Here is a 12,928-nt window from a genome sequence, read left to right as displayed (position 1 = left end):
ACGATAAGCCCGGCGGCGGCATCGCACCCCGTGCGCTTTTCCTAGTCCGCCCGCTCGGAGCTACTGGTCAGGCGGACAGCGGCCAGGCCCGCGGCCGCAGCCCAGGCCTGCGGCGAACCTGCGTGATGGTACGTAACCGGCACAGGGAAATCCGCCCGCGAGAACCCGCCGAACAGTTCCGGCAGGCTGTTGCCGAAGTGTGCGGCCGCCTCCCGGATCCCCGCTGCCACGGTCCGCGCCTGGTCGGTCAGCCCGTAGGCTGTCATTCCGTCCGCGGCCAGCATGCTGTCATGCGGCCAGACGGAGCCGTTGTGATAGGACATCGGGTGGTAATAGTGCTGGCCTTCGGCGAGGGTCCGGATCCCCCACCCGGTGAAGAAATCGTCCCGGAGCAACCGGGAAGCGACCGCACGGGCGTCGTCGGCATCGAGGATCCCCGCCCACAGCAGATGGCCGGCATTGGAGGCCAGCGCGTCAACCTGCTGGCCTTCACCGTCCACGGCCAGGGCGGGAAAGTTCTGGTTCTCCATCCAGAACGCGTCCCGGAAGCGGAGCCTCAGCTCGTCGGCGAGCCCGCGAAGGGTGCCTGCCCAGGCCTGGTCATCCCATTGCTCGGCTGCGAGGCGGGCGCATTCCCGGAGGCCGCGCCAAGTGTAACCCTGCACTTCGGCAAGGGCGATGGCGCCTACCGGTTCGCGGCCGTCGGCTCCGGCCACGGCGTCGAACGAGTCCTTCCAGCCCTGGTGGAGCAGGCCGGCGGGGTCCGGGGTGTAGCGGACAAACCCGGTGTCCTTCAGGCCGCCGTCGCCGAGGATCCACTCGACGGCTGCGCGGGCGGGCTGCTCCAGGTCGCGGAGCAGCGCGGGATCCTCCACTTGCCCCATCGCCATCAGGAACAGCGGTGTGGAGTCCACCGTGCCGTAGTAGCGGCCGTAGGGAACGGCACCCAGCTGGGCCAGCTCGCTCACGCGCACCTCGTGGACAATCTTCCCCGGCTGCTCCACCCGCGCCGGATCATCCGCTGTTCCCTGCGTTGCAGCCAACGCGCGGAGCACATCGCCCAGCAGCTGCGGGCATTCTTCACGCGTGAGCATCGACGCCAGCAGGGAATCCCGGCCGAAGAGCGTGAGGAACCAGGGCAGCCCGGCCGCGGGGATGGTCAGTTCGGGCTTGACGGGGCAGGGCATCAGCAGCGAATCAAGGTCTTTCAGGCTCTGGCGCGCCAAGGCGGTCAGCCCCTCGCCGGAACGTACGACGGCGGCCGGAACCGTCGGGCGTGCCTGCCCGCCACTGGCGACCGCAGAAACAGTCAGGGCCTGCGTCTCCCCCGCTGCCAACGCCAGATCCCAGGACAGGGCGGCGCCGACGAAGCGCCCGTCGGCAGGCTCCCTGCGGACCGTTGGCGGGATGCTCGCGGCCAGGCGGACGCCGGCCTGGAAGGTCCGGCCCCGGAAAGTGTGGCTGTAATCGAAAGCCAGCGAGCCGTCGTCGTGGACGTCCATGCTGCTGGCGGCGGCGCTGAGATCGAAGATCCGGCCGTCGGTGCGGACGGTGAACTGGTCCGCGAAGTCTGTGCCGGCCCGCAGGACCAGGCGGGCGGTGATTGGCTCCCGGCCAAGGTTGCGGATGCGCAGGGTATCGGTGAGGCCTCCGGCGTCCAGCTCCTGGGTCCGGAGGACGAAGAGGTCGTGCGTCTGGTTCCGCCGTGCCGCCGGACTGAGGGCGGTCTCGCGGCGGCCCGGTTCACGGACGCTGCCCACATCCCAGAAGGTGGAGTCGTTGATCTCCAGGATCCAACGGGACAGCAGGCGCGTATCGGCAATGTAGAGGCCTTCGGTTCCCTGCGCGGGTGCGTCTGCCCGGCCCACGCTTCCGTCGGCAGCGCCGCGCATCATAGCGCCGTGGGCCACGAGGACCGAGACGGCGGACGGGGGTGCAACAGCGGTCATGGCGTGCTCCGATGATAGGTGGTTTCCAGGGCCAGCGCGGCGGTCCAGCTGAATCTGCGGGTCCCGTGCGCGGCTCCGGTCCAGGGGTCTACGTACTCGGGGAAGTTGTGCTCCGCTGCGAGCCTGCCAATATTGCCCCGAAGGAAGGCCGCCTGGTCCGTACGGCCGAGCGATTCCAGGGCCTCCGCGACCATCCAGGACATGTTGAACCAGGCCGGGCCGCGCCAGTACAGCGCCGGATTGTGGTCCACGGCCGTGGCGTCGTAGCTGGGCACCATCAGGGCGCGCCCGTCCATGAAGCGGGGTCCGTTCAGGGTCTCCAGCAGGGCGTCGGTGTGGACCTGTCCGGGCAGCAGGAGCGGGATCAGGCCGTTGATGGTCGCCTTCTTGACCACTGTCCCATCGGTGATGTCGCGGGCTGAGTAGCAGCCCAGTTCCGGGACGTACAGGTCCTCCAGCGCTTCGGTGATCTGTTGCGCCCGGTCTCGGTGGGCCTCGCCGGGCAGGCCCAGCTCGGCGGCAATGTCCGCCAGGGCCAGCTCCGACACCGCCAGTAGCGTGTTGAACAGCGGATCCTCCATCAGGAACGGGTAGTCCGCATCGGCGTCGTCGCAGCCGTGGTCCCGGTAGCGCTCAGCCATCCAGAAGTATTTGCCGTACTCCTTCTGGCCGGGCCGCTCGCCGGCGTCGGCGTGCTGCAGGTCGGGCCGGTTCAGTTCGGTTTTGTTGTCCGCCGGGATCCGTTTCATCACTGTGTCCCACAGCGGCGAATTGTCCGTGCCGGACTCCCAAGGGTGCACGATGCAGGCCAAGCCGGACCCGCCACAGTCGCGGCGGCCGGACAGGTATTCGTGCCAGTGGACCAGCTTGGAGTAGTTCCGCTCCAGGAAGGAGCGGCGGCGGGATTCGGCGGGGTCGGCCTGGTGGATTTTCCAGACAGCCCACGCGTGGTTTGGCGGCTGGACCAAGCCTGCTGTCTCCACCTGCTTCGGGGAGCCGGGAATGAGGCGGGACTGCCAGAACGATGCCCCCGGGGCGTAGTCCTCGTCCCGGTGGGGATCGAAGATGATCTGCGGCAGCCGGCCGTCATCCCACTGGCCGGCGAAGAGGGCATCCATCTCCTGGCCCGCGCGGCGGGGTGAGATCCGGCTGAGGCCCACGGCAATGAAGGACGAATCCCAGCTCCACTGGTGGGGGTAGAGGCCGGCGGCCGGAACCGTGTGGGTCGTGCGCCAGTTGGCCTCCAGCACCGCCGTGGAACGCGCGGCGATCAGCTCGGCCATTACTGATGACCCGCCGTCGCTGGTCCCCGAGACGGCTGTCACAGGTATCGCCCCAACAGGGAGGGCACCCGTGGAAGGACTTCCTCCGCCGGTCCGGACAACCGGGATTCCACGGCCACTGTGCCCTGGTAGCCGATGGATTTCAGCGTCGCACCAAAGAGGGCCCAGTCGATGTGCCCGGCACCGGGTTCGAGGCGGTTGGAATCGCTTGCTTGAATGTGGCCGATGTATCCGGCGGCGTCCTGGAGGGCCGCCGCAGGGTCGCTTTCCTCAATGTTCATGTGATAGGTGTCCGGAGCCAGGCGTACGGCGTCCAGGCCCACAAGCGTCAGCAACCGCACGCCGTCGGCGAGGGTGTTGATCATGTGGTCCTCATAACGGTTCAGGGGTTCAAGATAGATCTCCACCCCTTCGGCGGCCGCATGCTCGCCAAGCTCCGTGAATGATTCCACCAGCACGGCGGTGTCCTCGTCCTCGGTGCGCGACGGGATGGATGGAGGAAGGCGCTTGGAGAACATGCCGTAGGAGGCCGGCGTCATGACGCCCCGGCCGCCGATCTCGGCCATAACGCTCAGCTGCGATTTGAGCTGGACGACGGCGTCCTTCCGCAGTTCGTCGTCGAAGGCTCCGACAAAGTGGGGCATCTCCACGCAGGCTGTGGGCATGACCACACCGGCATCCCGGGCCCGGCGCAGTTCCGGCAGGCGCGCCTGGAACTGCAGCCCGCCGGCGGACCGCAGTTCGATGCCGTCGAATCCCCAGGCAAGGGCTTGGTCGAATTTCTCTTCCAGGCTGGTACCGGGCAGGTGCTGCTCCTGGACGGTGATGAGGGTCATGGGAACTCCAATACCACCTGGAGGGCGGACTCCGGGTCCGTGTCCAGGAGTTCGTAGGCCTTGGCGGAATCCGCCAGGGAAAAGGTGTGGGTCACCAAGGCCGGCGCGTTCACCCGGCCGTCGGCGAGGTGGTCCACCACGGTCTGCTGCAGCCGGGGCACGGTCCAGCGGGAGCGGAGCCGGTTGGGAACGGAGCCGATCTGGGAAGCGAGGAGCTGAACCCGGTTATGGTGGAACTCCTCACCGAACCGGACACCGGCGGCTTCGCCCTGATAGAAGCCGGCGGCGATGACGGTGCCGTCGGCACCTACCGCCCGGGTGGCTTCGTGCAGTGCACGGTAGTTTCCGCTGAGTTCGATCGCCACGTCCACGCCGGCGCCGCTGGTGATGCGCCGGATGTCCCCTGCCAGTTCCGGGGCGGGGCCGAGGGCATGCAGGGCACCCCATTCGAGGGCACGCCGGCGGCGGGCCTGGATTCCGTCCACGGCGATCACCTTTGCCCCGTTAAGCACTGCGAAGCGGGTGGCAAGCAGTCCGATGACGCCCTGGCCAAAGATGGCCACGGTGGAGCCGGGGCCCAGGTCCGCGGCCAGCACGGCACTCAGGGCGATTGCGCCAACCCGCACGAAGGCGCCGGCGAGGGGATCCATCCCTTCCGGCAGCACGTGGCCCCGCAGTGATTCTGCCGCGAGAACGCCCTCGTCCCGGTGGCCCCAGATCCCCCAGACCATGTCGCCCACCTGCACGGGAGGATCGGCATCAACGGTGTCCACCGCCTGTCCTGCCTGCGGTGCCAGCTCCACTACTTCGCCCACTTCGGAATATCCCCAGCCATCCAGCGGATAGCCAAGCGCCTCCTGCCCGGGCTGGAACAACCGGGCGTCGGGATCCCAGATGGATGTCAGGTAGGGGTTGGTGCCGCGGTAGGCAGTGAGCTCGGTGCCCGCCGAAATGCCGGAATAGATGGTCCGCACCCGCGCCTGACCGGCTTCGAGCGGAACGGAAGGCTGGTCGATCACGGCGAGGCTGCGCGGCGCGGCCATGCGGAGGAAGCGGGACACTTCGGATCGATCCTTAGGTGGGGGCGGCTAGGACTGTGATGCAAACGACATTAGCATAACAACTAGCCTACTTGTGTATAGACGTTAGACAGAATCTGCAGTATCTTCATCACATGGTTTCCGACGCCTCCACGAGGCAATCCGCTGCCCGCTATCCGGCTGTGCAAGTCGGGCTGGTGGGCGCCGGCCAATGGGCCGCAACCATGCACGCACCACTGCACAGCGCGGGCGCCGAGACCGAACTTGCAGGCGTGTGGTCCGCGAGCGGGAGCACCGCCAAGGCGCTTGCCGCAGAGCACGGCGTGCGGGCCTTCGGCACGTTCGAAGAGCTGCTCGCGTCCTGCGAGGCCGTCGACTTCGCCGTGCCGCCCCCGGTGCAGGCCGAACTGGCCCCACGCGCGGCCGACGCCGGCCTGGCCCTCCTGCTCGAGAAACCGCTGGGCGCCTCCTTGCAGCAGGCGGTAGCCGTGGCGGACGCCGTACGCCGCAACAAGGTGGCAAACGCCGTCGTCCTTACCAAGCGCTACCACCAACGGACCCGCAGCTTCCTCACGGAGGCGACGGAACTGCGCAGCGAAGCGGCCGTCCTCGGCGTCACCGGCACGTACCTCCACGGCGGACTCCTTGACGGAGGATTCCTCAACACCGGATTCCCGGCCGGCAAAGCCACCCAAGGCTGGCGCGAGGAGTTGGGCGTGCTGTACGACCTGGGCCCGCACCTGCTGGACCTCATGGAACTCGCTGCCGGACCGATCCAGGCAGTTCGCGCCGAAGGCAGCAAGGACTATGTCACCCTGACCACATTCCATAGTGACGGCGCCACCGGCCAGGCGTGCCTGTCCGGCTCCGTTCGGCTGCCCCAGGCCAGAACCACGCTCAGCGTCTACTCAGCGGCCGGCAGCCTGGACTACACCACCGAGGGGATGGACCACTCCGAATGCTGGCCTGCCCTGCGGCGGGAGTTCGCAGACGCCGTCCGGCTGGGCACCCCGGTAACAGTGGATGTGGAGCGGGCAGTACACGTCCAAGCGCTGGTTGAGGCGGCGGCCCTCTCCGCCCTCGAACAACGGCGGGTCCCGCTGACCGAGATCCTGCCGAACGCGTAATGTGGCGCGGTTTGCAGGCGCCGGCCCAGCCAGGTGTCCGGGCCGGCGCCGCCGTACCGCATGTGCGGCACATCAGCCTTTCTCCGCGCCGGCAGTGAGGCCCTCGGTGAGGAGCCGCTCAGCAGCGAAGAAGATGATGATGATGGGCAGCGTGAGGATCACCGAACCGGCCATCAGCACGGTGGTGGGCACTTCAATGCTGCCGGCCAGCTGGGACAGGCCCAGCGAGACGGTCCAGTTGGAACGGGTGTTCACCAGGAACAGCAGGGCGAAGAGGAACTCGTTCCACGCGATCATGAACACGAACAGGCCGTTGGAAATGATGGCCGGCATGGCCAGCGGCAGGCTGATACGGCGCAGCACGCCGAGCCTGCTGCAGCCGTCCAGGGCCGCGGCTTCCTCCAGGCTGGTGGGAATGGTGTCGAAGTAATTGCGCAGCATGTAGATGGTGACCGGGATGACCTGGGCCACGTACACGATGAGCAGCGCCACCAACTGGCCGCGCAGGCCGAGCCGCGTGAAGAAGGTGAACAGCGGGATGGCCAGCAGGATGCTGGGGAACAGGTACACGGCCAGGAACAGCGCACTGATCTGGCGGCGGCCGAAGAAGTTCAGCCGGCTGATGGCGTAGGAGCCTGGAATGGCCACCAGCAGCGAAATCAGCACCGTTCCCAGCGCCACCATGGCACTGTTGCCCATGAACCTCAGGAAGCCTTGGCCGCCGTCCTCCTGCGGAGTCATGATGTTGCGGTAGGAACCCCAATCGATTTCGCCGAACGGAATGACCAGCGAGCCTGGATCGCGCAGCAGCGAGTCAAGGGGCCTGATGGAGAGGATAAACATGTAGTAGAACGGGAACAGCGTCACCAGCACCAGGCCCACGATCACCACCCAGCGGAGCACACCGAAGACCTTGGTCTCGATCACGTCCCGCGTCCAGCGCGAACCCTCCGGGGGCCGGGACGGGGAGGCCGGGCGTCTCGTTTCGACGGGGACAGCCATCAGGAGACCTCCTCTTTCTTGCCGAAGAATTTGATGTAGATTCCCACCATCAGGCCGAGGATTACGGCCAGCACCAGCGCCTGGGCAGACGCGGCACCAATATCGCCACGGGCGGTCAGGAAGTTGAACACGGTCACGGCCACCACTTCGGTGCCGCCGCCACCGCCGGTGAGCAGGTAGATGTCATCAAAGCTGTTGAACGTCCAGATGAACCGCAGGACGGACAACATGGCGATGGTAGGCAACAGTTGCGGAAGGATGATGTGGACAAAGCGCTGGATGGGGGTTGCCCCGTCCACCCTGGCGGCCTCCTCCAGGCTGTCCGGAATAGCGTTGATCCGGGCAGTGAGGAACAGGAAGGCGAACGGGAAGGACCGCCACATTTCAAAAACGATAACGGCAATCAGTGCGGTGGGGATTTCGAAGTTCAGGCCGAGGAAGGAGACTTCCCTGGCCCGCTCGCTGAGGAACGGGATGGATTCCTCCCAGCCGAGCAGCCGCTTTCCCCAATAGTTGATGAGGCCGAACTGCGGATCCAGCATGGTTGTCCAGGTGAACGTCACGGCCACGATGGGTGACACGTAGGGGATCAGCATGGACGCGCGGATCAGGGTCCTGCCCTTGAAAGGCTTCCGGAGGGCCAGTGCCGCGATCAGTCCCAGGATGATCGCCCCGGCGGTGCCGAAGATGGAGTAGGCCAGCGTGGTGCCGAGCGACGTGAAGAAGCTGCTCGAGAACACGCTATCGAAGTTGGCCACCGTATACGGGCCGAAGATACCGGCGGTACGGATGTTCAGGATCCGAACCCGCTGGAACGCAAGCACCAGGGTCCAGAGGATCGGCAGAACCACCATGACCAGGACCAGGACCAGCGTGGGCGAAAGCAGGGTAAGTCCGGCCCGCTGCTCCTCTCTGGCCATTGGTGAAAGCTTGTGGCGCCCCCGTGGGCCGGCGTCTGATGCCGCCGGCCCTGCAGGAACGTCCTTTTTGACTGAACTCACTTCAGCGAACTCTGAATGGAGCGTAGGGATTCCGCGGCCTGCTTGGCTGCGGTTTCAGGATCGACTCCGCCGGAGGTGACGTCACTGACGGCCTTGGCGATGGGAAGCTCACCCAAGGCCGCGCCCACAAGGTCGCCCTGGCCCTGGGTGATACCCCAGCGCCTCAGGTCATCCGGACCCTGTTCAAGGATGGAGAGGACGTCCTCGGAGTAGAAGTTGCCCAGAGGTTCCTTCCTGTCCACACCGGCGGGCAGTGTCTTCCACTTGTCCGCATACTCGGTGCGGTTGTTCGCCGTTCCCCCGCGGACCGGAAGCCTGCCTTCGGGGGCGATGGACAGCCAGTCAACGTAGCCTTCGGTCATGAAGTACTCCACGAATTTCTTCGCGGAATCCGAGGCAGAGTCCTTCATAACCGTCCAGGACACAATCTCGCCGAACTGGGCCGGTTGGTCGCCGTCGGGTCCCTGGATACCTGTCACCACGCCCGTGTTCTTTGCGAGGAAGGCAGGATCGGCAACGCACTCAGGACACGTGGGCTTGGCGTTGTCACGCAGGCCAGCCATCTCGTCCAGGATGAAGGTGGACCAAATGGCCATGGCTGCCTGGCCGGCGAAGTAGGAGGCGCGGACCGTGTCCACGTCCTGCGCGCCGGGAACCGAGTACTGGGTCAGCATGTCTCGGTAGAACTCAAGGGCACCCACACACTGCGGGCTGTCAAAAGTGATGTCCCCCTGGTCATTGACCATTTCACAGCCGTTGCCCTGCGCAATGTGCTCGAAGGTCTGCTGAGTAAACGCCTCGCCTGGCTTATTGGCTGCCGCAAGGCCTGCGAGCTGCGGGGTGTCCAGCTTTTGCGCCGCTGCCTTGATGTCATCGTAGGTCTTCGGTGCCGCAATGCCGGCCTTGTCGAAGAGGTCCTTCCGATAGTAGAGGAGCTGCTGCCAGGATGAGTCGGGGACCGACAGTTGCTGGTCGCCGTCCCGCGTCATCTCGAGGGCCCGCTCGGAGAATGTGCTTTCGTCCAGGCTCTCGATGACCGCTTTGTTGGATGCGGGGTCCACCAGGTCGTTAGCGGCGAGCGTGCGGACCTGCGCAAGTGAAATGGAGCCGATGACATCCGGGAGGTCGCCGGCCGCAGCGGATGAGGTCAGGACCTGGTTGAACTGGTCCTCCGGCACGCCCACCAGGTCAACCTGAACGCCCGTGGCGGCGGTGAACTTGGCGATGATCTCCTCCGTTTTGGCGACGCGATCCGGCAGGGTGTCCGCGGTCCAGACGGTGATCGCCTGCGTGCCGCCAGTGGTTTGGCCGCCATTCGAACCTTCGTTGGGTGTGCAGCCTGCCAGTATTGCCATGGTCAGCGACGCTGCCGCAATCACGGCCACTTGTGAGCGGCCTCTGGTTCTCATCACTTCGATGCTCCTGTCTTCGGCGGCCCCGGAACCGGTGCCGTGGATTCGCGCGCTGGGCCCCATTTCCGTCTGGCCCGGACCGCTTCGGCCGGGCCAGCAAACAGGTGCTGAAAAACTTCCCGACTGTGAGCGCAGTCACAAAGCCGGAACTTGTGCCTAAAGGCTATCCAAATGTTGTCTAGCTGTCTAGCATTAGCTGCAGAGTCAATCGACACGGGCGCAAGCAGGTTGTGCCTCCTCCACCTCAGGAGCACCTAGGATTGCCAAAGTGCCTTTCAACCGTAGGAGCCGCAGATGTACGTGGGACCAGGGGACGTCCTTCAGCTGATCCGGTCGGGTAAGGCCCGGACGCGCGGGGACCTCCAGGAAGAAACAGGCATGTCCCGCATGACGGTGGCACAGCGCGTGGATGCGCTCCTGAAGGCCGAACTGATCCGCGAGGCCGGCACTGCCAGGCCATCCGGCGGACGCCGCCCCACTGACCTGGCCTTCAACCTCCAGCACTCCTGCACGATTTCAGCGTCGGTTGAAACAACCTCCACCCGCGTCGCCCTCACCGACCTTAGCGGGACCATCGCGGCCGATGAGCACCTGGATATTGCGGTCGACGACGGTCCGGAGAAAGTCCTGCACGGCATCATCGAAGCGGGATACAGACTCCTTAAGAGGTCCAACACGCCGGCATCGAAGGTCTCGGGGGTGGGCGTCTCCATCCCCGGCCCGGTGGATCCGCACACGCTCCGGCCCAGCCAACCGCCCATCATGCCCGGCTGGGACGCCTACCCGATAGTGGAGTTCATCCAGGACGCGTTCCCGGTTCCCGTCCTGGTGGAAAACGACGCGGACGCGATGGCTGTGGGCGAATACAGTGCCGGGTTCGCCGGCACCACTTCGCTGTGCCTGGTGAAGGTTTCCACCGGCATCGGCACCGGACTGGTCATCGACGGGCAGATCTACCAGGGCGTCGACGGCGGCGCGGGCGACATCGGCCACGTCCGCCACCCTGCTTTCGCTGAGCTGCAGTGCCAATGCGGCTCCTTCGGCTGCCTCGCCGCAGGAGCCAGCGGAGGCGCGGTCGCCCGCGCGCTCGCAGGCCTGGGCATCGAGGCTTCCTCGGGGCGGGATGTGCGCCAGCAGCTGCTGGCGGGAAACGTCGACAGCATGCGGCTGACACATGAGGCGGGCCGGCGGCTCGGCGAAGTGATGGCCACCGTGGTGTGCCTGCTTAACCCGGCAGTCCTGCTCATTGCCGGGGACCTTGCATCGTCCTCACTGATCGGCGGCATCCGCGAAACGCTGTACCCCATGTCGCTCCCCCGGGCCACGCGTCACCTTGACGTCCGGCTTGCAGCCCTGGGCGAGGACGCCGGAATCCGCGGGATGTCCTCCCTGTTGGTGAACCAAGTATTCTCTGCTTCCGCGGTCAACGCCCGGCTCGGCTGAGCGCGGCCGGCAACTGACCGCTACGCCCGGGCGGAGCCTGAAGCCAGGACCGCGTTCAGGAATTCCAGGTGCGCCGGCGTGGTGGCCACCGTGGCTGCGGCATACTCCGGGTGTTTGCGGAGGTACTTCTTGATGAAGGGGCAGACCGGAACTATGGCGCGACCATCGTCAACCGTTTCATTGAGCGCCACCTTGGCGAGCTTGCCCGCAAGTCCCTGGCCGCCGTATTCCTCATTGATCACCGTGTGGTAGAAAATCCGCTGCGGCGAGCCGCCGCCGTCGTACTCCTTGTACATGGCTTTACCAATGAGGTTCCCGCCGGTCAGCACTTCGAAGCGCTGGCGCTCCGGGTTGTGCCGGATGGTGACATCGTGCACAGGATCTCCTCGGTTCGGCTTCCGGTACAGCCTAACCTCGGTGCCCCCGCCTTTATTTCGTCTCCCGCTAACAGGCCAGGTTGAGCGCGTTCACGGCTGCTTCGGCCATCTCGAGCGACCGCCAGTCTTCGAAACCAACCGGGTCCGGGACTGGTTCACGGGCCACCGCCATGGCCACCTGCCGGGACCCGTCCGCGCTGATCAGCGCCAGCGCCGCGTATCCCCGCACCACCCCGACATGGCCGAAATAGTCGTTGTTGGAGCACTCGTCATACCGTCTGACGAGACCAAGGCCGAATGTTTCGTATTTTGGATGATGCATCTCCGCCACGCTTTGGAGCGTCAGCAGGGTCCCCTTCTGCAGGGCGGCGAAATAGGTGTTGAGTTCCGGGACGGTGGAAATCATCCCGGTGTCAGGGGAACCGTTGTGGAACGGAACTAAAGCCTTGTCCTCCAGCTCGCCGGTTTCCGTCCGGGTGTAGCCGTGGAGCATCCGCTGCGGGCCCGGCTCATCCCCCGTCATCAGGGTGTCCTGCAGCGCCAACGGCACCACGTTGTCGTCGTGAATGGCCGCTCCGATGTCCTTGCCCCGCAGCTTCTCGACGAGGAGGGCTAACGCCGAATAATTCGTGGCGGAGTAGCGGTACAGGCTGCCCGATCCGCCGGTCCAAGGCATGCCCGCAACGAACGACACACGTTGTTCATGGGTGAAGGGCCCGTCACCTATGTGGATGGGCGATACCCAATAGTCGGGCATACCGGACCGGTGGCTGAGGAGGCTGCGTATGGTGATGGGTCCAGGCGGCTTGATGATGTTCTCGAAGTCCGGCAGGTACTTCTGGATAGGGTCATCGAGCTGGACTTTTCCGTCCTCCACCAGCTTCATGACGGACACCGCCACCATGGTGGTGGTGATGTCGCCGATATGGGTCTGGTCACTCAACTGCACGGGTTCCTGGGTTTCAAGGCTGCGGATGCCTTCGGCCGAGGACCATTCGCCCAGCCTTGACTTCAGCTGGATGATGACGGCCGTCGCTCCCCCTGCGCGCATTTCCTCGCTGTACTTTTCCAGCACAGCAACAAAGGCCCGCGTCTTCGGGGCCGTCGCCGTCGCCGCCGCCGTCGTGGATTGAACAGTCGGGGACTGCTGATCTGGCGGATCCGGGGCGCTGGTGCAGCCTGCGAGCGAGGCCAGCAGCGCGGCCGCTGCCACGGCGACCGCAAGGCCGGAGGAGCTGAATCCATGAACGGCTGCCTGCATCCCACGTCCCTTCACGGGGCCGGTCAGCAACTGAACTCCCAAGAGACCGCCAGCTGCCCCGGCACCTTCGATATTCCTCAGGGCAAAACGGAGTGTCAAGGACGCGCGTTGACTCATCAAAGATGCCCGCGTAGCTGCTATCGAAGAATCATTTGGTAATGCCCGCGTAGCGGCGCGTCTGCTGGGGTGGTATCCGC

General features: G+C 65.7%; 11 protein-coding genes. 2 read left to right on the top strand and 9 right to left on the bottom strand.

Annotated elements, in window-relative coordinates; genetic code table 11:
• Nucleotides 1–41 precede the first annotated feature (41 nt).
• The 4 genes from ACVWY0_RS13285 to ACVWY0_RS13270 are packed head-to-tail and all read right to left on the bottom strand — an operon-like array spanning nucleotide 42 to nucleotide 5,129.
• Nucleotides 42–1,949: a glycogen debranching N-terminal domain-containing protein gene (locus ACVWY0_RS13285; RefSeq protein ID WP_485837109.1), complete on the bottom strand. Its 1,908-nt coding sequence runs from the start codon at nucleotides 1,947–1,949 to the stop codon at nucleotides 42–44.
• Nucleotides 1,946–3,274 (bottom strand): MGH1-like glycoside hydrolase domain-containing protein, encoded by a 1,329-nt coding sequence (locus ACVWY0_RS13280; protein ID WP_485837108.1) that lies wholly within the window; start codon nucleotides 3,272–3,274, stop codon nucleotides 1,946–1,948. The genes ACVWY0_RS13285 and ACVWY0_RS13280 overlap by 4 nt, the downstream gene beginning before the upstream one ends.
• A complete protein-coding gene (locus tag ACVWY0_RS13275; protein ID WP_485837107.1) occupies nucleotides 3,271–4,068 on the bottom strand; it encodes a sugar phosphate isomerase/epimerase family protein in 798 nt (265 codons plus the stop codon). The genes ACVWY0_RS13280 and ACVWY0_RS13275 overlap by 4 nt, the downstream gene beginning before the upstream one ends.
• On the bottom strand, nucleotides 4,065–5,129 hold the full coding sequence (locus ACVWY0_RS13270; RefSeq protein WP_485837106.1) for a zinc-dependent alcohol dehydrogenase: 1,065 nt from the start codon (nucleotides 5,127–5,129) through the stop codon (nucleotides 4,065–4,067). The genes ACVWY0_RS13275 and ACVWY0_RS13270 overlap by 4 nt, the downstream gene beginning before the upstream one ends.
• A gap of 113 nt (nucleotides 5,130–5,242) precedes the next feature.
• Between ACVWY0_RS13270 and ACVWY0_RS13265 the strand changes: the two genes are divergently transcribed.
• Nucleotides 5,243–6,235, top strand: coding sequence for a Gfo/Idh/MocA family protein (locus tag ACVWY0_RS13265; RefSeq protein ID WP_485837105.1), 993 nt, complete (start codon nucleotides 5,243–5,245; stop codon nucleotides 6,233–6,235).
• A 72-nt stretch (nucleotides 6,236–6,307) separates the two neighbouring features.
• Here the strand turns inward: ACVWY0_RS13265 and ACVWY0_RS13260 are convergent, their stop codons facing one another.
• The 3 genes from ACVWY0_RS13260 to ACVWY0_RS13250 form a co-directional block, all read right to left on the bottom strand.
• Entirely contained in the window at nucleotides 6,308–7,237 is a 930-nt protein-coding gene (locus tag ACVWY0_RS13260) for a carbohydrate ABC transporter permease (protein ID WP_485837104.1), read from the bottom strand.
• Nucleotides 7,237–8,157 carry a carbohydrate ABC transporter permease gene (locus tag ACVWY0_RS13255; RefSeq protein ID WP_485837103.1) on the bottom strand — a complete coding sequence of 307 codons (921 nt, stop codon included), beginning with the start codon at nucleotides 8,155–8,157 and terminating at the stop codon, nucleotides 7,237–7,239. Before ACVWY0_RS13255 ends, ACVWY0_RS13260 begins: the two co-directional genes overlap by 1 nt.
• Nucleotides 8,158–8,234: 77 nt before the next feature.
• Nucleotides 8,235–9,647, bottom strand: coding sequence for an ABC transporter substrate-binding protein (locus tag ACVWY0_RS13250; RefSeq protein ID WP_485837175.1), 1,413 nt, complete (start codon nucleotides 9,645–9,647; stop codon nucleotides 8,235–8,237).
• Nucleotides 9,648–9,944: 297 nt separating this feature from the next.
• Here ACVWY0_RS13250 and ACVWY0_RS13245 point away from each other — a divergent pair, with 297 nt between their 5' ends.
• A complete protein-coding gene (locus ACVWY0_RS13245; RefSeq protein ID WP_485837102.1) occupies nucleotides 9,945–11,093 on the top strand; it encodes an ROK family protein in 1,149 nt (382 codons plus the stop codon).
• Nucleotides 11,094–11,113: 20 nt separating this feature from the next.
• Here ACVWY0_RS13245 and ACVWY0_RS13240 read toward each other — a convergent pair whose 3' ends face one another.
• Entirely contained in the window at nucleotides 11,114–11,470 is a 357-nt protein-coding gene (locus ACVWY0_RS13240; protein WP_485837101.1) for a GNAT family N-acetyltransferase, read from the bottom strand.
• Nucleotides 11,471–11,537: 67 nt separating this feature from the next.
• The gene (locus tag ACVWY0_RS13235) at nucleotides 11,538–12,731 is read right to left on the bottom strand and encodes a serine hydrolase domain-containing protein (RefSeq protein ID WP_485837100.1); all 1,194 of its coding nucleotides are present in this window, start codon (nucleotides 12,729–12,731) and stop codon (nucleotides 11,538–11,540) included.
• Nucleotides 12,732–12,928: the final 197 nt, after the last annotated feature.

The organism is Arthrobacter sp. UYNi723, from assembly GCF_054057635.1.
This window is presented reverse-complemented; position numbering and strand designations above follow the sequence as displayed.